This is a genomic window from Achromobacter sp. FW305-C-30-7 (assembly GCF_058783105.1).
Genome location: NZ_JBYSYI010000001.1, coordinates 177476 through 196790, shown reverse-complemented (window position 1 = coordinate 196790; position 19315 = coordinate 177476). Strand labels below are relative to the sequence as shown.

General features: G+C 67.3%; 20 protein-coding genes. 11 read left to right on the top strand and 9 right to left on the bottom strand.

Annotated elements, in window-relative coordinates:
• Nucleotides 1–15 precede the first annotated feature (15 nt).
• Complete coding sequence (locus AC3WOB_RS01005) at nucleotides 16–993, bottom strand: tripartite tricarboxylate transporter substrate binding protein (RefSeq protein WP_492273925.1); 978 nt, start codon at nucleotides 991–993, stop codon at nucleotides 16–18.
• A 126-nt stretch (nucleotides 994–1119) separates the two neighbouring features.
• Here AC3WOB_RS01005 and AC3WOB_RS01000 point away from each other — a divergent pair, with 126 nt between their 5' ends.
• Complete coding sequence (locus AC3WOB_RS01000) at nucleotides 1120–2043, top strand: LysR family transcriptional regulator (RefSeq protein WP_492273924.1); 924 nt, start codon at nucleotides 1120–1122, stop codon at nucleotides 2041–2043.
• Between the two features lie 49 nt (nucleotides 2044–2092).
• On the opposite strand, the gene AC3WOB_RS00995 is transcribed toward AC3WOB_RS01000, so the two are convergent.
• On the bottom strand, nucleotides 2093–3097 hold the full coding sequence (locus tag AC3WOB_RS00995; RefSeq protein WP_492273923.1) for an Lrp/AsnC family transcriptional regulator: 1005 nt from the start codon (nucleotides 3095–3097) through the stop codon (nucleotides 2093–2095).
• 81 nt (nucleotides 3098–3178) lie between these two features.
• Here AC3WOB_RS00995 and AC3WOB_RS00990 point away from each other — a divergent pair, with 81 nt between their 5' ends.
• Both AC3WOB_RS00990 and AC3WOB_RS00985 read left to right on the top strand, forming a co-directional pair.
• A complete protein-coding gene (locus AC3WOB_RS00990) occupies nucleotides 3179–4495 on the top strand; it encodes an MFS transporter (RefSeq protein ID WP_013396822.1) in 1317 nt (438 codons plus the stop codon).
• A gap of 81 nt (nucleotides 4496–4576) precedes the next feature.
• A complete protein-coding gene (locus AC3WOB_RS00985) occupies nucleotides 4577–6004 on the top strand; it encodes an amidase (protein ID WP_492273922.1) in 1428 nt (475 codons plus the stop codon).
• A gap of 61 nt (nucleotides 6005–6065) precedes the next feature.
• Here AC3WOB_RS00985 and metK read toward each other — a convergent pair whose 3' ends face one another.
• On the bottom strand, nucleotides 6066–7229 hold the full coding sequence (gene metK, locus AC3WOB_RS00980; RefSeq protein ID WP_013396824.1) for a methionine adenosyltransferase: 1164 nt from the start codon (nucleotides 7227–7229) through the stop codon (nucleotides 6066–6068).
• A gap of 277 nt (nucleotides 7230–7506) precedes the next feature.
• Here metK and AC3WOB_RS00975 point away from each other — a divergent pair, with 277 nt between their 5' ends.
• From AC3WOB_RS00975 to xerC, 5 genes are read left to right on the top strand one after another with little or no spacing between them, the layout of a single operon-like run.
• Complete coding sequence (locus tag AC3WOB_RS00975) at nucleotides 7507–8373, top strand: lysophospholipid acyltransferase family protein (RefSeq protein ID WP_492273921.1); 867 nt, start codon at nucleotides 7507–7509, stop codon at nucleotides 8371–8373.
• 36 nt (nucleotides 8374–8409) lie between these two features.
• Nucleotides 8410–9300, top strand: a complete 891-nt coding sequence (locus AC3WOB_RS00970) for a lysophospholipid acyltransferase family protein (RefSeq protein WP_492273920.1) — start codon at nucleotides 8410–8412, stop codon at nucleotides 9298–9300.
• A 30-nt stretch (nucleotides 9301–9330) separates the two neighbouring features.
• Nucleotides 9331–10242, top strand: coding sequence for a diaminopimelate epimerase (gene dapF, locus AC3WOB_RS00965; RefSeq protein ID WP_492273919.1), 912 nt, complete (start codon nucleotides 9331–9333; stop codon nucleotides 10240–10242).
• Nucleotides 10243–10245: 3 nt separating this feature from the next.
• Entirely contained in the window at nucleotides 10246–10923 is a 678-nt protein-coding gene (locus AC3WOB_RS00960) for a DUF484 family protein (RefSeq protein ID WP_492273918.1), read from the top strand.
• Between the two features lie 20 nt (nucleotides 10924–10943).
• Nucleotides 10944–11939, top strand: coding sequence for a tyrosine recombinase XerC (xerC, locus tag AC3WOB_RS00955; RefSeq protein ID WP_492273917.1), 996 nt, complete (start codon nucleotides 10944–10946; stop codon nucleotides 11937–11939).
• Nucleotides 11940–11996: 57 nt separating this feature from the next.
• Here the strand turns inward: xerC and AC3WOB_RS00950 are convergent, their stop codons facing one another.
• From AC3WOB_RS00950 to AC3WOB_RS00925, 6 genes are read right to left on the bottom strand one after another with little or no spacing between them, the layout of a single operon-like run.
• Nucleotides 11997–13070, bottom strand: coding sequence for a nickel/cobalt transporter (locus AC3WOB_RS00950; protein ID WP_013396830.1), 1074 nt, complete (start codon nucleotides 13068–13070; stop codon nucleotides 11997–11999).
• Nucleotides 13061–13744 (bottom strand): DUF1007 family protein, encoded by a 684-nt coding sequence (locus AC3WOB_RS00945; protein WP_492273916.1) that lies wholly within the window; start codon nucleotides 13742–13744, stop codon nucleotides 13061–13063. Before AC3WOB_RS00945 ends, AC3WOB_RS00950 begins: the two co-directional genes overlap by 10 nt.
• A complete protein-coding gene (locus AC3WOB_RS00940) occupies nucleotides 13705–14676 on the bottom strand; it encodes a metal ABC transporter substrate-binding protein (protein ID WP_492273915.1) in 972 nt (323 codons plus the stop codon). The genes AC3WOB_RS00945 and AC3WOB_RS00940 overlap by 40 nt, the downstream gene beginning before the upstream one ends.
• 22 nt (nucleotides 14677–14698) lie before the next feature.
• Nucleotides 14699–15565 (bottom strand): metal ABC transporter permease, encoded by an 867-nt coding sequence (locus AC3WOB_RS00935; protein WP_013396833.1) that lies wholly within the window; start codon nucleotides 15563–15565, stop codon nucleotides 14699–14701.
• A complete protein-coding gene (locus tag AC3WOB_RS00930; RefSeq protein ID WP_041654531.1) occupies nucleotides 15562–16281 on the bottom strand; it encodes a metal ABC transporter ATP-binding protein in 720 nt (239 codons plus the stop codon). The genes AC3WOB_RS00935 and AC3WOB_RS00930 overlap by 4 nt, the downstream gene beginning before the upstream one ends.
• The gene (locus AC3WOB_RS00925; RefSeq protein WP_492273914.1) at nucleotides 16278–16448 is read right to left on the bottom strand and encodes a hypothetical protein; all 171 of its coding nucleotides are present in this window, start codon (nucleotides 16446–16448) and stop codon (nucleotides 16278–16280) included. The genes AC3WOB_RS00930 and AC3WOB_RS00925 overlap by 4 nt, the downstream gene beginning before the upstream one ends.
• Nucleotides 16449–16612: 164 nt before the next feature.
• Between AC3WOB_RS00925 and AC3WOB_RS00920 the strand changes: the two genes are divergently transcribed.
• The 3 genes from AC3WOB_RS00920 to dksA all read left to right on the top strand — a co-directional run bounded on the left by AC3WOB_RS00920 (nucleotide 16613) and on the right by dksA (nucleotide 19217).
• Nucleotides 16613–17119 (top strand): Fur family transcriptional regulator, encoded by a 507-nt coding sequence (locus tag AC3WOB_RS00920; RefSeq protein WP_013396835.1) that lies wholly within the window; start codon nucleotides 16613–16615, stop codon nucleotides 17117–17119.
• A gap of 388 nt (nucleotides 17120–17507) precedes the next feature.
• Entirely contained in the window at nucleotides 17508–18626 is a 1119-nt protein-coding gene (locus tag AC3WOB_RS00915; protein ID WP_492273913.1) for a CobW family GTP-binding protein, read from the top strand.
• 126 nt (nucleotides 18627–18752) lie between these two features.
• Nucleotides 18753–19217 carry an RNA polymerase-binding protein DksA gene (dksA, locus tag AC3WOB_RS00910; protein WP_006389752.1) on the top strand — a complete coding sequence of 155 codons (465 nt, stop codon included), beginning with the start codon at nucleotides 18753–18755 and terminating at the stop codon, nucleotides 19215–19217.
• Nucleotides 19218–19315 lie beyond the last annotated feature (98 nt).

Here is a 19315-nt window from a genome sequence, read left to right as displayed (position 1 = left end):
GGTCTTGCGGCCCGATCAGTTGGCCTGGATGCCGGCGTCCTTGACGATGCCGGCCCAGCGCGTCATCTCGGCGGCCACCATGGCGTCGGTCTTGGCGGGCGAGGAAATCAGCGGATCGAAGCCTTCGCGGCCCATGCGTTGCGCCAGCTCCGGCGAACGCAAAGCCTGTTCCAGCTTGGCGTTCAAGGTATCGATCACGGCTTGCGGCGTACCCGCGGGCGCGCTGATGACGAACCAGGTGTTGAACTCGTAGCCGGGCAGGCCGGATTCAGCGATGGTGGGCACGTCGGGCAAGAGCGGCGAACGCGTGGTACCGGTCACGCCCAGCGCCTTGAGCTTCTTGCCGTCGACCTGCGGCTTGGCTGCGGACAGCACGGGAAAGCTCATCTGGACCTGGCCGCTGATGGTGTCCACCATGGCGGGGCCGCCGCCCTTGTACGGCACATGCAGGATCTGCGTCTTCGAGACCGACTTGAACAGTTCCGCGGCCATGTGGAAGGTGCTGCCGGTGCCCGCCGAACCGAAGCTCAGGTCGTTGGCGGGCCGCTCGCGCACATAGGCCAGCAACTCGCCCACGTTGGCCACCGGCAGCGTGTTGGTCACCGTCAGCACGTGCTGCGAAGTCCCTATGGTGCCGACCGAACGCAGGTCCTTCCGCGTGTCGAAGGGCATGCTCTGGAACAGCGCCGGGTTGATGGCCAGCGACATGGTGTTGACGGCCAGCGTGTAGCCGTTGGGCTCGGCGCGCGCCACCGCGGCCATGCCGATATTGCCGGAGGCGCCGGCCCGGTTCTCCACCACCACGCTCTGCCCCAACGCACGGCCCCAGGCGTCGGAGATCAGGCGCGCGGCGATGTCCACGCTGCCACCGGGCGCGAATGGCACGATGAGCGTCACGGCGCGCTGGGGAAAGGCGTCGGCGGCGGCCGGCGGGGTCCAACAGGATGCGGCGATGGCCGCGCACAAGGCGCCGGCCGCTATGTTGATCTTCATTCCTGGTCTCCTCGTTTGGCCGCGCCAGGCGGCTCTGTAGTGGTAAGCCCAGTGTATAAGCCGGTCCGGTTCTTATAATTAATGATCCGAATAAAGCTTTATTAAATTCAGTTTATAAATAAGCTCATGGACGCCCTCTCCGACCTTGCCTTCTTTTCGCTGGTGGTCAAGCACGGCAATCTGTCCGCCGCCGCCCGCGAACTGGGCCTGACTCCGCCCGCGGTCAGCACGCGCCTGGCCAAGCTGGAACAGCGCCTGGGCGTGCGGCTGCTGAACCGCACCACCCGCCGGGTCAGCGTCACGCAGGAAGGCGAGCTTTATCTGGCCGAAGGCGGCCGCATCCTGACGGACCTGGAAGCGCTGGAACGTTCCGTGTCGAGCGCCCGCGCCCGCCCGCAGGGGCTGCTGCGGCTGAACGCGACCTTCGGCTTCGGCCGCGCCCACATCGTGCCCGCCGTGTCGGACTTTGCGCGCCAATACCCGGAAGTGGAGGTGCAGATGCGCCTGACCGACAGGCCGCTGAACCTGATCGAGGAAGGCTTCGACGTGGCGGTGCGCTTTGGCGACCTGCCCGACGCGCGCCTGACCGCGCGCAAGATCGCCTCCAACCGCCGGCTGCTATGCGCCTCGCCCCGCTACCTGGAAACGCATGGCGAACCGCGCGCGCCGGGCGACCTGCAACGCCATCGCTGCATCGTGGTGCGCGAGAACGACGTGGCCTATGGCACCTGGCGCCTGGAATCGGGCCAGCGCGCGGAGACCGTGAAGGTGCGCGGACCGCTCAGTTCCAACGACGGGCAAAGCGCCCTGGAATGGGCGCTGGACGGCCACGGCATCGTGATGCGCTCGGAATGGGAAACCGCGGACCATCTGCGCGCCGGCCGCTTGCGCGTGGTGCTGGCCGACTGGCGCACGCCGCCCGCCGACATCCACGCGCTCTACCCCGAACGCCTGAACCTGCCCGCCAAGACCATCGCGTTCGTGGAGTTCCTGTCGCAGCGCTTCGCCCGGCATCTGCGGGCACCGGGTTCGGACGCCGCGGTCTGGTGAACAGGCGCTCGCGTCCTGTCCCGCATCGGCCGGGACCGGGATGGCGCCGCTAAACGTCCGCCCCCAGCCGCGCGCCAGCGCGGACAATGCCGCAGCGCTTGTGTGCCCGCATCACCACGCCGACTTCGCTGTTCAGCACGCCGTCCAGCTCGCCCAGGCGGCGCGTCACCACATCCCACAGATGCAGGCTGTCGCGGCACAACACGTGCCAGAACAGCTGCGACGCGCCGCTGGTGCCGAACAGGCAACGGGTGTTGGGATCCAGCGCCAGGTGCGCGGCCAGCGCGTCCACGGCTTGCGGGCGCACCTGCACGGAAATCACCGCCTCCACCGGGAAGCCAACCAGCGCCGGCTCCACTTCCACGCGGAAGCTCAGCGCGCGGCGTTCCACCATGTTGTGCAGCAGGCGCTGCGCGGTGGGTTCGCTGACGCCGGCATGCTCGGCCAGTTCCGCCAGGCTGGCGCGGCCATCGCGCATCAGGTAGGCCACCATGCGCTGTTCAGCGTCGGTCAGGGCCGCGGGCGGCTGCGACAGCGCGGGCTCGGCTGCGGCGCCATCCGCCTGGGCCTGGATGCGCCACTGGCCGGCGCGCCGGAACGGCCGCAGCACCAGCCGCGCTTCCACGTGTTCCACGCCTTCGATCGACGGCAGCACGCGCGTCACCACGTCCGGCATGTCGGCCGCGTCCGCCAGGGTCAGCTCGGCCATCAGGTCGGCCGAGCCGGCCAGCGTGACCACCAGCTGGCTGATATCCAGCCGCGCCAGCTGGTCCGCCACCTCCGGCACGCGACCCGAACGGCAGCGCACCCAGGCGTGCAGCACCACGCCGCGGCCGGTGGCCAGCGGATCGGGTTCGGCGATGACACGCAAGGCGTCGGCATCCATCAACCGCTTGAGGCGGCGCGCGACGGTGCGCTCGGCGATGCCGGTCGCCGCGCCCAGCTCGCGCCAGGACGCGCGCGGGTCCGCCTGCAGCGCGATCAGGCAGGCGAGATCGGTGTCGTCCAGCCCCGGAGCTAGGGGCTTACCCTTACTTGACGTGTCCATATTCATTAAATTAACGTTCGCGCATTGATAAAAACATAAAATTAAACGGTCTTTTTGACCAAAAATAAATTCTTATTTGAGGTTTTCATGAGCAGCACATCAGCGCCCCTGCGCAAGCCGCAGGGGGCAGCCGCCTCGGCCGGCCCCGCGCCCGTCTCCCGCGCGCGCACCATTCTGGCCGGTAGTGTAGGCAATGCAGTCGAATGGTTCGACTGGACCATCTACGCGTCCTTCGCCATTTTCTTTTCCAGCCAGTTCTTCCCCGAAGGCAACGAAACCACGGCCCTGCTGGCCACATTCGGCATTTTCGCCGTGGGCTTCTTCATGCGTCCGGTGGGCGGCTGGCTGCTGGGCATTTTCTCCGACCGCTATGGCCGCAAGGCCGCGCTGGGCCTGACCATCCTGATGATGGCCGGCGGCTCGCTGATCATCGCCGTCACCCCCACCTATGCCGCCATCGGCCTGGCCGCCCCGCTGCTGCTGACCGCCGCGCGCCTGTTGCAAGGCCTGTCGCTGGGCGGAGAGTATGCCTCGGCCACGACCTTCCTGGCGGAAATGGCGCCGCCCAACAAGCGCGGCTTCTATTCCAGCTTCGTGTTCTTCAGCGCCGCCGTCGGCATCCTGGCCGCGTCCGCCATCGGTTGGGTGCTGACCTCGACCTTGACCAAGGCCGAGATGGCCGCCTGGGGCTGGCGCATTCCGTTCTTCCTGGGCGCACTGGGCGGCCTGGCTGGCATGTGGATCCGCCGTTCGATCCCGGAAACCGAGGCGTTCTCGCACGCCAAGAAGGCCGGCGTCGAAAAGCAGCCGCTGCGCACCTTGCTGCGCGACCATCCGCGCGAAGTGCTGCGCATCGTGGGCTTTTCCATCCTGACCACGTTCGCGTTCTATATCTTCGTGGCCTATGTGCCCACCTACGCCATCCGCCAGGTGCACGCCGACCCGAAGACCGCGTTCGCCGCCAACACCGTCGCGCTGATCGTGTTCATGCTGGTGCAGCCGCTGTTCGGCATCCTGTCCGACCGCATCGGCCGCAAGCCGCAGCTGATCTTCTTCGCCGCCGGCTACCTGGTGTTCTTCTATCCGCTGATGACCACGCTGGGCCCCTCGTTCGGTTCGATCCTGGCGGTGGAACTGTTCGGCCTGGTGCTGTACGCCATGTACACCTCGATCGCGCCGGCCATCATGTCCGAGCAGTTCCCCACCAGCGTGCGCGCCGTCGGTATCGGCACGCCGTACAACCTGGTCGTGGCGCTGCTGGGAGGCACCACGCCCTATCTGCTGACCTGGCTGCAAAGCAAGGGCATGGAACGCTGGTTCTTCTACTACGTGCTGGCGGGCGCCGTGATCACGCTGATTACTTTCATCCGCATGCCGGAAACCAAGGGCCAGAGCCTGAAGTAAGCCAATAAAGAACAAGCGTCACGCACTAGCGCTTTCCGGTTCCCCCAGGACCGGAAAGCTTTTTCTTTTCCGATGAGACCCATGCCAGCACAAGACACCGCCCTGCACTTCCAAGACGCCCAGGCCCTGGCCGGCGCCATCCGCCGGCGCGAACTGAGTTCGCGTCAGGTCACCACCCACTTCCTGGACCGCATCGAGCGCGCTCCCGCGCTCGCCGCCTACAGCGAAGTCACGGCCGAGCGCGCGCTGGCCCAGGCCGAGGCCGCCGACCGCCTGCTCGCGGCGGGCATGCTGCTGGGTCCCTTGCATGGCGTGCCGGTGGCGGTGAAGGACAGCGTGCAATGGGAGGGTGTGAGCGTCTGCCTGGGGTCACTCGCCCTGCAGGGGCGCATCAGCGACGCCACGGCAGCCCCGCTGCAAAAGCTGGCCGCGCAGGGCATGGTGGTGCTGGGCAAAACACGCATGACCGAGTTCGCCTTTGGACTGTCGGGCCAGAACCCCACGCAAGGCACGGCGCGCAACCCTTGGGACGCGCAGACGGCGCGCGCGCCGGGCGGCTCGTCCAGCGGCGCGGGCGTGGCCGTGGCCGCAGGCCTGGCGCCACTGGCGCTGGGCGGCGACACCGGCGGCTCGGTGCGCGCGCCGGCGGCGCTGAACGGCCTGGTCGGCTTCAAGCCGTCCACCGGCGTGATCAGCCGCGACGGCTGTCTGCCGCTGTCTGACACCCTGGACGTGCTGGGTCCGATCACGCGCAATGTGGCCGACGCCCGCCTGCTGACGAAACTGCTGGCTGGCCCCGACATCGGCGACCCGGCCACGCTGGACTTTCCCGCAAGCGCCATCGCGGCCTTGCGCCAGCCTGCCGCGCGCGGCCCGGGCCCGGTAGCGGTGCTGGCCCCCGAAGCCTGGCCCGCCCCCTTGGCAGACGCCGGCCTGCGGGCCTGGCGCGAGGCCGAGGAAAACCTGGCGCAGGCCGGCTACGCGCCTACTCCCTGGCATCCGCCCGCGGCCCTGTCGTTCGCCCGCATGGCCGACGACAACTCCGTGGTGCTCGCATACGAGGCCTACCGCTATTACGGCGCGCTGGCAGAAGACCCGGCCACGCCGCTGTGGGAAGTGGTGCGCAAGCGCATCGCGTCCGGCGGCCGCATCACGCAGGCCGACTACGAAGCCGCACTGCAACGCCGCGCCGCCGACATGGCCGCGTTCGCGCAGGCCATGCAGGGCCTGGACGCCCTGCTGATGCCCGCCTGCGACCAGGCCGCGCAAGCGCTGGACGCCGACGACACACGCCACGCCGGCCTGGGCAAGCTGCTGCGTCCCGCCAACTTCCTGGGCGCGGCCGCCATCTCGCTGCCGGCGGGCTTTGATACCGAGGGCATGCCCATGGCGGTGCAACTGCTGGCGCCCGCCGGCGGCGACGCCGCACTGCTGGACTGCGCTGTCGCGCTGGAGCCGGTGCTGGACCCGGCGCCGCGCCGGCCCGACCTGTCGACCTGGGGCCTGTAAACCCCGCACGCAAGAAAAAGCCCCCGCAGTGCGGGGGCTGTGCTTACAGAATCAGAAAGGCTTACACGGCCTTCTTCAGATCCTGCACCTTGTCCGTGGCTTCCCACGAGAATTCCGGCTCGGAGCGGCCGAAGTGACCATAGGCGGCGGTCTTGGCATAGATCGGGCGCAGCAGATCCAGCATGTTGACGATGCCCTTCGGACGCAGGTCGAAGTGCTCGCGCACCAGCTTGGCGATCTGGTCGTCAGGAATGACGCCGGTGCCTTCCGTGTACACGGTGATGTTGATGGGCTCGGCCACGCCGATAGCGTAGCTGACCTGCACCTGGCACTGGCGCGCCAAGCCAGCGGCCACGATGTTCTTGGCCACGTAGCGGGCGGCGTAGGCAGCCGAACGGTCGACCTTGGACGGATCCTTGCCCGAGAACGCGCCGCCGCCGTGCGGGCAAGCGCCGCCGTAGGTGTCGACGATGATCTTGCGGCCGGTCAGGCCGCAATCGCCTTGCGGACCGCCGATGACGAAGCGGCCAGTCGGGTTGACCAGGAACTTCGTCTGCGGCGTGATCAGGCCTTCGGGGAAGCTGGGCTTGATGATGTCTTCGATCACCGCTTCGCGGATGGTCTCTTGCGAGACTTCCGGCGCGTGCTGGGTCGACAGCACCACCGTGTCGACTTCCGCCGGGCGGCCGTCGATGTAGCGGAACGTCACTTGCGACTTGGCGTCGGGACGCAGCCACGGCAGGCGGCCGTCCTTGCGCAGCTCGCTCTGGCGCTGCACCAGGCGGTGCGCGTACCAGATCGGGGCGGGCATCAGGTCAGGCGTTTCGTCGCAGGCATAGCCAAACATCAGGCCTTGGTCGCCCGCGCCCTGGTTCAGGTAGTCCTCGGAGCTGCGGTCCACGCCCTGGGCGATGTCCGGCGACTGCTTGTCGTAGGCGACCAGCACCGCGCAGCCCTTGTAGTCGATACCGTATTCGGTATTGTCGTAGCCGATGCGGCGGATCGTATCGCGCGCGACCTGGATATAGTCGACGTTGGCGGTGGTGGTGATCTCGCCGGCCAGCACTACCAGGCCGGTGTTGCAGAGCGTCTCGGCTGCGACGCGCGCATTCGGGTCCTGCGTGAAGATCGCGTCCAGAATCGAGTCGGATATCTGGTCGGCAACCTTGTCGGGATGCCCTTCGGAGACGGATTCGGAAGTAAAGAGAAAGTCGTTATTGGCCACAGATGCGTCCTTGGTGGCCGGCTTAGCCGGCGCATAGGTTCACGAGGCGCGTTGCACCCCCGACCGCATGACATACGCAAATCTGGGCGCGACGCTTTAGCGGATTTGGCAAAAGGCACGCAAAGCGCTACACCCTTGCCGTCGCCCCGCAAGTTGTCGGTTAACTCGGCGACTGCGCTATTTTAAGCGAAAATGCGGTTCTGCCGCCAAAGCCAGGGGTCTAAGCATATTCCCCCTGCCCCAGGCGCACTTCCCGCCCGTCCCACTTTCCTGCCGCATGCTGCTCTTCCTGTTCAGATTATTCGCCGCCCTGCCCCTGTCCGTCGCGCACGCCGCGGGGCGCCTCGCCGGGCGCGCGATCTACGCCTGGCCAGGCAAATACCGGCAGCGCCTGCAAGCCAACGCGGTCCAGGCCGGCTACCCCGACCCGGCCTTCGCGCGCCGCGCCGCGGGCGAAATCGGCGCCATGATCCTGGAAAGCCCGCGCGTCTGGTTCCGCAATGAACAAAGCCTGGCCCAGGTGATCTCCGACGACAACGAGGTGGTCAGCGCGGCCCGCGCGGAAAACCGCGGCATTCTGTTCCTGACGCCGCACCTGGGCTGCTTCGAGATCACGGCCCGTTACCTGGCCCGCCAGATGCCCATGACGGTCATGTTCCGCCCGCCGCGCAAGGACATCCTGGCGCCGCTGCTGGAAACCGCTCGCAACACTTCGGCCGTCAATGCCGTGCCGGCCAATATGCAAGGGGTGCGCGAGTTCGTGCGCGCCCTGCGCCGCGGCGAGTCCGTGGGCATGCTGCCCGACCAGGCGCCCAGCGTGGGCGACGGCGTCTGGGCCCCGTTCTTCGGGCGCATGGCCTACACCATGACGCTGCCGGGCAAGCTGGCCACGCAGACGAACGTACCCATCATCCTGACCGCGGGCGAACGGCTGCCGGGGGGCCGGGGCTGGCGCATCCATTACGTGCGCGTGCCGGAGCCGCTGCCTGCCGACGCCGAAGCGCAAGCCGCGCTGCTCAACGCCGCCATGGAAACGCTGATCCGCCGCTGCCCGGAGCAATACCTCTGGAGCTACAACCGCTACAAGACGCCGCGCGGCGCACCGCCGGCACCTGCCGCCGACACTGCATCCCCAGTCAACTGAAGCACCGCGCCCCGTCCGCTCCACTTTCCTTACCCTATGACTAATTTCAAAACGCGCGCGCTGGTATCCCTGTTGAAATGGTTCGCCCGCATCAAGCCATCGACGCGGCTGCGCATCGGCGCGGGCCTGGGCTGGCTGGCGCCACGGCTGGTCAAATCGCGCGCGCGCATCGTGCGCCGCAATCTTGAGCTGTGCTTTCCCGAGCAGCCCGAACAGGTCCGCGAACAGTGGGTCGCAGACCACTTCCGCGCGCTGGCGCAATCCATCGTCGACCGCGGCGTGCTCTGGTACGGCACGCCCGAGGCTGTCAGGGAGATGGTGACGCTCAGCGGCGTGGACGAAGTCAACGAGCTGATCGCCCAAGGCCGGTCGGTGATCCTGCTGGCGCCCCATTTCATCGCCATGGACGCGGGCGGCACCCGGCTGACGATGGATATCCCCAGCGCCGCCACCATGTATACCCCGCAAAGCGACCCCAACATCGACGCCGTCATGGCCGCCGGACGGGCTCGTTTCAATGAGGCTTACCTGGTCAGCCGCAAGGACGGCGTGCGTGAACTGATCCGCCATCTGCGCGCGCCCCGCCCTATCTATTACCTGCCCGATATGGATTTCGGCCGCCAGGGCTCGGTATTCGTGCCCTTCTTCGGCATCCAGGCGGCCACTCTGCTGGCAACCGCCCAACTGGCCAAGAAATGGGATGCGGCGGTACTGCCGGTCCTGGGCTTCTGGAATCCGGATACCGGCCGCTATCACATCGAAGTTCTGCCCCAGCTGGCCGACTTTCCGGGAACTGATTCGCTGGAAGATGCCACCGCCCGCCTGAACCGCGAGCTGGAATCCTGGGTCCGCCGCTGCCCCAGCCAGTACTACTGGGTCCACCGGCGCTTCAAGACGCGTCCGCCGGGCGAGCCCAAACTCTACTGAGTCCGCGGCCCGCGCCGCTCGCGCCCCAATATGGGCGATAATCCGGTGATGAACTGGAACTTCACCAAAATGCATGGCGCGGGCAATGATTTCGTCGTGCTCGACGGGGTCCGCCAGACCATCGACATGACGCCCGAGCGCGCCCGCGCCTTGGGCGACCGGCATTTCGGCATCGGCGCCGACCAGATCCTCCTGGTCGAGCGCACGACGCGGCCCGACGCCGATTTCCGCTATCGCATTTTCAATTCCGACGGCAGCGAAGTTGAGCACTGCGGCAACGGCGCGCGCTGCTTCGTGCGCTTCGTGCATGAGCAAGGCCTGTCCGACCGCAACCCGCTGCGCGCCGAGATCGCCACCGGCATTCTGGTGCTGGACCAGGGCGACGACGAGCAAGTCACCGTCGACATGGGCAGCACGCGCTTCGAACCCGCCGCCCTGCCTTTCGACACCGCCGGCCTGGCCTCGCGCGTCGAAGGACAGGACACGCTGTGGGAACTGGAGCTGGACGCGCCCGCCGGCCTGCCGCGCACGGTCGCGCTGTCCGCCGTGGCCATTTCCAACCCGCACGCCGTGCAGGTCGTGGACGACGTCGACACCGCGCCCGTAGCCATCCTCGGGCCGTTGATCGAAACCCATCCGCGCTTCCCGCGCCGCGTCAACGCCGGCTTCATGCAGATCGTGGACCGCAACAACATCCGCCTGCGCGTGTTCGAACGCGGCGCCGGCGAAACGCTGGCCTGCGGCACCGGCGCCTGCGCCGCCGTCGCGGCCGGCATCCGCCGCGGCCTGCTGGACTCGCCGGTGCGCGTGCAAGCGCGCGGCGGCGTGCTGACCGTCGCCTGGAACGGCGAGCAACTGCGCATGACGGGCCCTGCCGAGTCCGTCTTCACGGGGCAGGTCGACATCGACAAGCTCGTCTTCTCCATGGGACTGAACCGATAAGCCATGACTGATACCGCTATTACCGCCCAGGACATCGCTGCTTTCCTGCAAGACAATCCTGGGTTCTTCGACGATCACGCAGATGTCTTCGCCACGCTGCAGGTGCCGCATCCGCACGGCTCGCGCGCCATTTCGCTGGGCGAACGCCAGATCCTGACCCTGCGCGAGCGCAACCGCGAACTCGAATGGCGCCTGAACGAGTTGGTGCGCAACGCCAGCGCCAATGAAAGCATCGGCACGCACGTGGCCAAATGGTGCTGCCGCCTGCTGTCCGAATGCGATCCGCAGCATGTGCCGGGCGAAATCGCCCTGGGGCTGGCCGAACAATTCGAACTGAACCACGTGGCGCTGCGCCTGTGGGACCTGTCCGAATTGCCCGCCACCGGCTACGGCGAGCCCGTCACCCAGGACGTGCGCGCCTTTACCGACAGTCTGAAGACGCCCTACTGCGGCACCGACACCGAATTCGAAGCGGCCGGCTGGCTGGACGCCAAGCCCAAGTCGCTGGCGCTGGTGCCGCTGCGCCTGGAAGCGGACGGCCCTGCCGTCGGCCTGCTGGTGCTGGGCTCGGACGACGCCGAACGCTTCACCCCCGAAATGGGCACGACCTTCCTGGAATCCATCAGCCAGCTGGCTTCGGCGGCGCTGCATCGCCTGAATCCGGCCTCACCCAAGGCCTAGCGGCGACACGGGCGGACGCCATGCCGAAAACCACGCAAGCGCAGGACACGGCCCCGCCCGAAACTCCCCTGCCGGACGCGATGAGCGCCTGGCTGCGCCATCTGGAAACCAACCGGCGCTATTCGCCCCATACGCTGGACGGCTACCGCCGCGAACTGCATTTCCTGCGCGAGCTTGCCGACCACGCCAAGCTGCCGCTGGACAAGATCGGCAACGGCCACATCCGCCAGTTCGTGGCGCGCCTGCATGCCCAGGGGCGCGGGCCACGTAGCCTGGCGCGCACCTTGGCGGCCTGGCGCGGCTTCTATCAATGGTGGGCCCCGGCCATCGAACTCGCAGGCAATCCCGTGGCGGGCGTGCGCGCCCCCAAGGCGCCGCGCGGCCTGCCCAAAGCCTTGTCCGTTGAACAGACCCAGGCCCTGCTGGACCGCGCGCCCGCGCAAGTCGCGACCGAACCTGCCGCGCTACGCGATCAGGCCATGCTCGAACTGCTCTATTCCAGCGGTCTGCGGCTGTCGGAGCTGGTCGGGCTGGACCTGCGCTACGAACGTTCCGGCAACTATGAATCGCGCGGCTGGCTGAGCCTGGAAGAGGCCGAGGTCATCGTGCTGGGCAAGGGCGGCAAGCGCCGCTCGGTGCCCGTGGGCCAGGCCGCCCTGGAGGCCCTGCGCAAATGGATCGCGGTGCGCCCGCAGCTCACGCCCTTCACCACGCAGCCCGAGGACGCGGCCGCGCTGTTCCTGGGCGCACGCGGACGCCGCATCTCGCCGCGCGTGGTGCAGCTGCAGCTGGCGCGCATCGCGCAACAGGCCGGCGTGCCCACGCATGTGCATCCGCACGTGCTGCGCCACAGCTTCGCCAGCCATGTGCTGCAGTCCGCGCAGGACCTGCGCGCCGTGCAGGAAATGCTGGGCCACGCCAACATCTCCACCACCCAGATCTACACGCGGCTGGATTTCCAGCATCTGGCCCGCGCCTACGACCAGGCGCATCCTCGCGCCGGGCGTAAATCCTGAACGTCTCGGGTCCGCTTCGTCAGACGTGAGCGGCGCCGCACGCTCATAGCGCTGGCCTTAACCGCCTCCGGCGATCACACCGCCCAGCAGCATCACACCCAGCAACAGCACCGCCAAAGCAGCCAACGCTTCCACGCCGTAACGCAGGCGCGCCGCCCCCGCGCCGGACAGCCGGCTGCCGATACGCGTGGCCGCGCCGCCGGCCGCGACCGCCAGGCAGGCCAGCGCCGCCACCGTCAACCCAGTGCCCAGGCCCATCGCCAGGGCCGAGGCCACGCCGGCCAGGAAGAAGCCCTGCGCCAGGGCGAACACCAGCACGATCAGCGCGCCGCTGCAGGGGCGCAGGCCCACGGCCAGGATCGCCGTTCCCGCGCGGCGCCAGTTCAGCGGACCTGACACCTGTTCGGGTGCGGGCACATGCGCGTGACCGCAGCCGCAATCGTGGTCGTGATGGTGATCGTGGTGGTGATGGACAGGGGCGTGAGTGTGAGCATGCTGCAACAAATGCTGCCGGCCCTGCCCGCGACTGCGGGCCTGGCTGTTGTAGTGCTCGTGCTCATGCATGGAATCCCCGGATGCGCGCCGCGCGCGGGACCGCAGCAACGGAATGATCGCCTTGACCCACACCAGCCACGCACCCAGCAATGCCACCAGCGCATAGGAGCCTAGCTCCAGCCAGCGCGTCGCGTTGTTCATCGTTGCGGCGGTAGCGTTGAAGATCAGCGCCAGCACTGCCACCAGCACAATCGCCACCAGCGCCTGGATCAGCGCGGACGCCAGCGCCAGCAGCGCGCCGTTGCGCGCGGTCTGGCGGTTGGCCAGCACATAGGAAGAGATCACCGCCTTGCCATGCCCCGGCCCCAGCGCATGGAACACGCCGTAGGCGAACGACAGCCCGATCAAGGCCCAGGCCGCGCCGCCGTCCGCCTGCCAGGCGCGCACCGCGCCCGTCAGCTGCCGGTAGAAATGGCTTTGCCAGACGGACACCTGGCCGAAGAAACCGGCCAGCCAGCCCGGCCCGCCCATGCCCGCGCCGCTCTCAGGCACGCCGAAGGGGTGCGCGCCCTGCGCCGCGACCGCACCGGCTGCGCCCAACAACAGCACGGCCAACAACGCGAGCGCTACTCGCACCGCACTTCGATACGATGCGTCAGCCCCTTGGTGATGGCGAAAAGCTCGTCCGGCAAGGCGTCCGGGTCGGCCGGGATCGCGGCCAGTTGCTGCATGGTTTTCCAATCCAGTTCCTTGGGCTTGCGGTAGGCTGAGGTGCAGGCTTTGGCATCCTGCCCGCCGAGCGAAACCGCGCCGTTTTCATCGAAGGCGTAGGCCACGAAATAGGTGGGATCGTAGATGTCCACCTGCGCGCCGCCGACGCCCGGCGCCACCGGCGTGGCCAGCGGCAAGGTGAAGGACAGCGTCAGCCGCGTCGTCTTCGGATTCCAGTCGACGCGCGCGTCCTGCGGGGCTGCGAAGGCCGCCGTCTTGCCATCCACGGTGACGCGCGTGAAGTAATGCGAGATAGGCTCGCCCAGCGCCTGCATCCAATCCCGCGCCATACCCTGCAGGATCTCGGGCGACAGCGAACCGTCCTTGCCCTTCTTCAATCCCTGCGTGGCGTAGGCGCCGAACATCTCGTCAAACCGCCAGACTTGCCGCACCGCCGTGATGCGCTGCTGTCCATCGATATCGATTGCCGCGCGGGCATCGATCCACATATGCGGGTGCGCGCTGGCCGCGCCGGCCGCCAGCAACATTGCTGCCGCGGTCAGGGCTGCATGGCCGCGGCAAGCTGACGTGCGTTCCATTCAAACATTTCCAGGTAGGTGGCGCCGGGCTGTCCGGGCTTGGACAGGGCATCGGAATAAAGCGTACCACCCACCTTGGCGCCGGTTTCGCGGGAAATCTGCTGGACCAGCCGGGGGCTGCTGATGTTCTCCACGAACACCGCCGGCACGCGCTCGCGCTTGACCTGTTCGATGATGCGCGCCACCTCGCCGGCCGCGGGTTCCGCATCCGTGGACACGCCCATGGCGGGGATGAACGCCACGCCGTAGGCATCGCCGAAATAGCCGAAGGCATCGTGCGAGGTCACGATCTTGCGGCGCTCGGCCGGGATCGCGGCAAAAGTCTTGCGGATCTGCGCGTCCAGCGCCTGCAAGCGCGCGGCATAGGTCCGCGCGCGCTGACGATAGGCGTCCGCCCGCGCCGGATCCGCAGCTGCCAGCCCCTCCGCGACGTTGCGCGCATAGATGGCGCCGTTGGCCAGGTTCTGCCATGCATGCGGATCTGCGCCGCCATGCTGGTGGCCATGGCCATGGTCATGGTCGTGGTCGTGGTCGTGGTCGTGGTCGTCATCATCGTGCCCGCCGCCCGCGAACTTGCGCGGCTTCACGCCCTGCGAGGCGACCACGGTGGCGCCGGCAAAACCCGACGCCTTCGCCAGGCGCGGCATCCAAGTCTCGAAGTCCAGGCCGTTGACGAACAGCACGCGTGCCGCGGCCAGCTTCTTGGCGTCGCCCGGCGTCGGCTCGTACTCGTGCGCGTCACCGTCCGGCCCCACCAGCGTAGCGACGCTGACGTCGTCTCCGCCCACTTCCCGCACGATGTCGCCCAGGATGGAAAAGCTGGCGACGACCTTCAACGGCTCGGCGGCCTGCGCGGTTCCGAACCACGCCGACAGGCACAGGCCTGCCATGGCCAGCAGCGCGCGGCGGCGCACCAGGGAATTGAAACGCATGGCGTATCTCCTGTTGGATGAATCAGACCCGGCGCATGCGGCGCCGCGCCGGCAGCAGCCCGCCTTGCGGGCCGCCCACGATGGAAAACAGATAGCAGGCGCCCGCCGCCAGAATGATGGCGGGCGAGGCCGGCACGTTGAAGTGATACGAAATGAGCAGGCCAGCCGTCGAAGCCGCCACGCCCAGGCCCGCGGCCAGCGGAATCTGGCGGGCGGCCGAGCGGACCCAGAAGCGCGCGGCGGCGGCAGGCAGCATCATGATGCCGACCACCATGAGCGTGCCCAGCACCTGAAAGCCCGCCACCAGGTTCACCACCACCAGCACCAGGAAGCCCATGTGCACCCAACCTCCCGCGCCACCGCTGGCGCGCAGGAAGCCAGGATCCAGGCATTCGGCCACCAGCAGCCGGTAAATCGCGGCCAGCGCTAGCAAGGTCGCGCTGGCCGTGGCGGTGACCAGCAGCAGCGCCGCATCGTCCAGCCCCAGCACCGTGCCGAACAGCACATGCAGCAGATCCATGTTGGAGCCGCGCAGCGACACCAGCAGCACGCCCAGCCCAAGCGATATCAGGTAAAACGCCGCGAAGCTGGCGTCTTCGCGCAATGGCGTGAGGCGCGCCACCAACCCCGCCAGCAGGGCCACGGCCAGTCCCGTGGCGATGCCGCCCAGCATCATCGCCCCCAGCGACAGGCCGGCCAGCAGAAAGCCCGCCGCCACCCCGGGCAGGATGGCGTGCGACATGGCGTCGCCCATCAGGCTCATGCGCCGCAGCACCAGGAACACGCCCAGCGGCGCGGCGCCCAGCGACAGGGCGCAGGCGCCGGCCAGCGCGCGCCGCATGAAGCCGTAGTCCAGGAAGGGCGACAGCACCCATTGCGCCAGGCTCATGCGCGGCTCTCCGCGTGCCATTGCCGCGCCCGCTTCAGGTGCGCGTCGTCCAAAGCGTTCTCGGTGTCGCCCCAGGCCACGACCGATCCAGACAGCAGCAGGCATTCGGGAAAATGGTCGCGCACCAGATCCAGGTCGTGCAGCACCGCGATCACGGTGCGGCCCTGGCCGTGCAGGCCGCAAAGCAAGGCCATCAGGTCGTCCGCCGTGTGGCTGTCCACCGCGGAGAAGGGTTCGTCCAGCAGCAGCACGGGCGCATCCTGCACCAGCATCCGCGCAAACAGCGCGCGCTGCATCTGTCCGCCCGACAGCGCGTCCACGCCGCGTCCGGCCGCGTCGGCCATGCCCACGGTTTCCAGCGCGTCCATGCAACGGTCCAGCTCCTCGTTCGCATACCGGCGCCATCCGCCCACGCGCCTCCAGGCGCCCATGGCCACCAGGTCCAGCACCGACACCGGAAACGATCGGTCCAGCTCGGCGGCCTGGGGCAGCCAGGCCAATTCCGACCGGCCCGCGCCGCTGATCCGCACGCTGCCAGCCATGGGACGCAGCACGCCCATGATGCCTTTGATCAGGGTGGACTTGCCGGCGCCATTCGGCCCCACCACGGCGGTCATGCCGCCGGCGGCGAAACGCCCCGACACCGATTTGAGCGCGGCATGTCCATGCCAGCCGAAGGAAGCGTCGGCCAGTTCGATCGTGACCGGCGCGTTCATCGCGGCCACCAGTCCAGCGCCCAGCCGGTCAGGGCCCACAGGACGGCGGCCGCGGCCAGGGCGGCGGCCATGCGGCGCCAGGCGGAAACGAGGAAGGCGGAACGCGGCGTGAGGTTTTGCCGGCGCGCGGTTGCGGGCGTCCGGGGCAAAAGCGTGAAATGGGACATGGAAAGAATGCGGAGACAGATAGCGGCTGCGGCCAAGTTTTATTATGTTATATCATAACTAAAAAGCTTGATTCCCCCGCGTTCGCCCGCATCTGGATGTTTTCTGCTACCTTCCAGGCATCTCGCGCGCATCGCGCGCGTTTTCCATAGAGATAAAGTCAGCCATGTCCGCACCGCCCCGCACCCCTCGCAGCGATACCGTCGGCGCCCAGCTCAGCGTCGCCGAAGCGCTGTGCGAGCAGCGCGGGCGCCGCCTTACTCCTATCCGCCGCAAGGTGCTGGAACTGCTGCTGCGCCACGGCCGCAGTCTGAAGGCCTATGAGTTGCTGGACGCGATGCGCGCCGTGCATCCGGGCGCCGCGCCCCCGACCGTGTACCGCGCACTGGACTTCCTGATGGACGAGGGCCTGATCCACCGCCTAGACGCGGTCAACGCCTGGAGCGCCTGCCACGACGCGGGCGGCGCGCCCCATGACCTGCTGGTGGTCTGTACGGGCTGCGGCGCGGTCGCGGAAGTATCCGACCCCGCCATGAGCCGCCAACTGGCCGAACGCGTCGCCCAGACCGGCTATGCCCTGGCCACGCACGAAACCGAAATCCGCGCGCTGTGCCCCCAGTGCCAGCAGAAGCAACCCGCCGCAGATGCCGGCCACGGCCATCACCATCATTAAGAACTAGTGCCGGCGGGCAGCCCGCCCCCGGCTCTCCGCCATCGGGCGCAAGCCTGCGGCGCGGCCCTTCATCCAGATGCGCGCATCGCGCTCTTGAAATCCGGCAAACCGCCCCCAAATAGTGGTATCGCCCGATACTTGAGGGCGTACGGACGCCATCTGGATGGCTACGGCCCCAGGGTTGACCCTGGGTTTGCCCCCTGCCCCCGACTGTGCTGTAATCCTGCGTCCGGCCGCTGCAGGCGGCCCATGCAGCCTGCGGCAAACATCCTCCGGCAAAGACTGGGAAACCCCGTTCAAGCGTCGCAAGACGGCGTTCCAAGACAGGGTTGCGATCCCCGCCGAGAGTTCCTGTTTAACGCCTTGACTTCACGCTAGCAGCTTCGCCATGAACACCCCGCGCAGTTTGGACAAAATGGTTCCCGTCACCATCCTCACCGGCTTTCTCGGTGCGGGCAAGACCACCCTGCTCAAACGCATCCTGACCGAATACCATGGCCGCCGCGTCGCGGTCATCGAAAACGAGTTCGGGCCGGAAAGCATCGACAACGACCTGCTGGTGCAGGACAGCAACGAAGAAATCATCGAACTGTCCAACGGCTGCGTCTGCTGCACGGTGCGCGGCGACCTGATGCGCACCCTGTCCGAGCTGCGCGCCAAGCGCGAAGCCGGCGAACTGAATTTCGAACGCGTCATCCTCGAAACGACCGGCATGGCCAACCCCGGCCCCGTGTGCCAGACGTTCTTCATGGATGACGACATCGCCGAGTACTACCGCCTGGACGCGGTGGTCACGGTTGTCGACGCCAAGCATGGCATGGCCACCCTCGACGCCCAGCCTGAAGCCCAGAAGCAGGTCGGTTTCGCCGACCGCATCCTGATCTCGAAGCGCGACCTGGTCAACGAAGTCGACTACGAAGCGCTGCGCCACCGCCTGGTTCACATGAACCCGCGCGCGCCGATCACGCCGGTCAACTTCGGCGAAGTCGACCTGAAGTCCATCATCGACATCAGCGGCTTCAACCTGAATTCCATTCTGGACATCGACCCGCAGTTCCTGGCCGATGAGCACCCCGACGCCGCCCACGACCATGGCCATGACCACGATCATGGACATGACCACGGCCACGATCACGACCATGATCACGAAGGCGACTGCGGGGCGCATTGCAATCATGCCCACCATCATCACCATCACCAGCACGACGACGAAATCGGCGCGTTCGTGTTCCGTTCCAACAAGCCGTTCGATCCCGCGCGCCTTGAGGAATTCCTGGGTGGCGTGGTGCAGGTCTATGGTCCCGACCTGATGCGCTACAAGGGCATCCTGTACATGAAGGGCATCAACCGCCGCATGTTGTTCCAGGGTGTGCACATGATGATGGGCGCCGAACCCGGCAAGCCGTGGACCGCAGCCGAAAAACCGTCCACCAAGATGGTTTTCATCGGCCGTAAGCTGCCCCAGGAGATTTTCACCCGGGGCTTGGAGCAGTGCCTGGCGGGGTAATCCCCCTTCCTGACGTGACGTGATGCGACGAAGGCAGTACTGTGAGGTACGAATAGCGTAGGCAGCAAGTAATACGGACCGGGAATGGACGCCCGCGCCAGGATCGATTCATAGTGGAGTGTTTTCATGGCTACCAAGGCAGCAACCAAGAAATCAAGCAAGTCGACGAGCGATACGGCGATTGATCTGCCCAGCGAGAAGGAATTGCTGGCCATGCCCGAGTCCGACTATATGAACGAACGCCAACTGGCGTTCTTCAAGGAACGGCTCAAACAACTCGAGCAGGACATCCTGGCCAACGCCGGCGAAACCACCGAGCACCTGCGTGAAACGCAGTTCGTGCCCGATCCCGCCGACCGCGCCACGATCGAGGAAGAACACGCCCTGGAGCTGCGCACCCGTGACCGCGAGCGCAAGCTGCTGAAGAAGGTGCAACAGTCCATCGCCCGCATCGACAGCGGCGAATACGGCTGGTGTGAGGAAACCGGTGAACCCATCGGCATCCCGCGCCTGCTGGCCCGCCCCACGGCCACCCTGTCGCTCGAAGCGCAGGAACGCCGCGAGATGCGCCAGAAGCTCTACGGCGACTGATCCGTCCCGTATTCAGCCCCTACGCTGAAAGGCTATGCTGGTTTCCAGCATGGCCTTTTTTCTTTTGGCCGGCCCTCAAAGGGACACAGGCGTGCTGC

What these genes read in the sequence shown, in the direction of transcription:
- AC3WOB_RS01005 (WP_492273925.1), bottom strand. Translation starts at nt 993, where the DNA reads ATGAAGATCAACATAGCGGCCGGCGCCTTGTGCGCGGCCATCGCCGCA.
- AC3WOB_RS01000 (WP_492273924.1), top strand. Translation starts at nt 1,120, where the DNA reads ATGGACGCCCTCTCCGACCTTGCCTTCTTTTCGCTGGTGGTCAAGCAC.
- AC3WOB_RS00995 (WP_492273923.1), bottom strand. Translation starts at nt 3,097, where the DNA reads ATGAATATGGACACGTCAAGTAAGGGTAAGCCCCTAGCTCCGGGGCTG.
- AC3WOB_RS00990 (WP_013396822.1), top strand. Translation starts at nt 3,179, where the DNA reads ATGAGCAGCACATCAGCGCCCCTGCGCAAGCCGCAGGGGGCAGCCGCC.
- AC3WOB_RS00985 (WP_492273922.1), top strand. Translation starts at nt 4,577, where the DNA reads ATGCCAGCACAAGACACCGCCCTGCACTTCCAAGACGCCCAGGCCCTG.
- AC3WOB_RS00975 (WP_492273921.1), top strand. Translation starts at nt 7,507, where the DNA reads ATGCTGCTCTTCCTGTTCAGATTATTCGCCGCCCTGCCCCTGTCCGTC.
- AC3WOB_RS00970 (WP_492273920.1), top strand. Translation starts at nt 8,410, where the DNA reads ATGACTAATTTCAAAACGCGCGCGCTGGTATCCCTGTTGAAATGGTTC.
- dapF (WP_492273919.1), top strand. Translation starts at nt 9,331, where the DNA reads ATGGGCGATAATCCGGTGATGAACTGGAACTTCACCAAAATGCATGGC.
- AC3WOB_RS00960 (WP_492273918.1), top strand. Translation starts at nt 10,246, where the DNA reads ATGACTGATACCGCTATTACCGCCCAGGACATCGCTGCTTTCCTGCAA.
- xerC (WP_492273917.1), top strand. Translation starts at nt 10,944, where the DNA reads ATGCCGAAAACCACGCAAGCGCAGGACACGGCCCCGCCCGAAACTCCC.
- AC3WOB_RS00945 (WP_492273916.1), bottom strand. Translation starts at nt 13,744, where the DNA reads ATGGAACGCACGTCAGCTTGCCGCGGCCATGCAGCCCTGACCGCGGCA.
- AC3WOB_RS00940 (WP_492273915.1), bottom strand. Translation starts at nt 14,676, where the DNA reads ATGCGTTTCAATTCCCTGGTGCGCCGCCGCGCGCTGCTGGCCATGGCA.
- AC3WOB_RS00935 (WP_013396833.1), bottom strand. Translation starts at nt 15,565, where the DNA reads ATGAGCCTGGCGCAATGGGTGCTGTCGCCCTTCCTGGACTACGGCTTC.
- AC3WOB_RS00930 (WP_041654531.1), bottom strand. Translation starts at nt 16,281, where the DNA reads ATGAACGCGCCGGTCACGATCGAACTGGCCGACGCTTCCTTCGGCTGG.
- AC3WOB_RS00925 (WP_492273914.1), bottom strand. Translation starts at nt 16,448, where the DNA reads ATGTCCCATTTCACGCTTTTGCCCCGGACGCCCGCAACCGCGCGCCGG.
- AC3WOB_RS00920 (WP_013396835.1), top strand. Translation starts at nt 16,613, where the DNA reads ATGTCCGCACCGCCCCGCACCCCTCGCAGCGATACCGTCGGCGCCCAG.
- AC3WOB_RS00915 (WP_492273913.1), top strand. Translation starts at nt 17,508, where the DNA reads ATGAACACCCCGCGCAGTTTGGACAAAATGGTTCCCGTCACCATCCTC.
- dksA (WP_006389752.1), top strand. Translation starts at nt 18,753, where the DNA reads ATGGCTACCAAGGCAGCAACCAAGAAATCAAGCAAGTCGACGAGCGAT.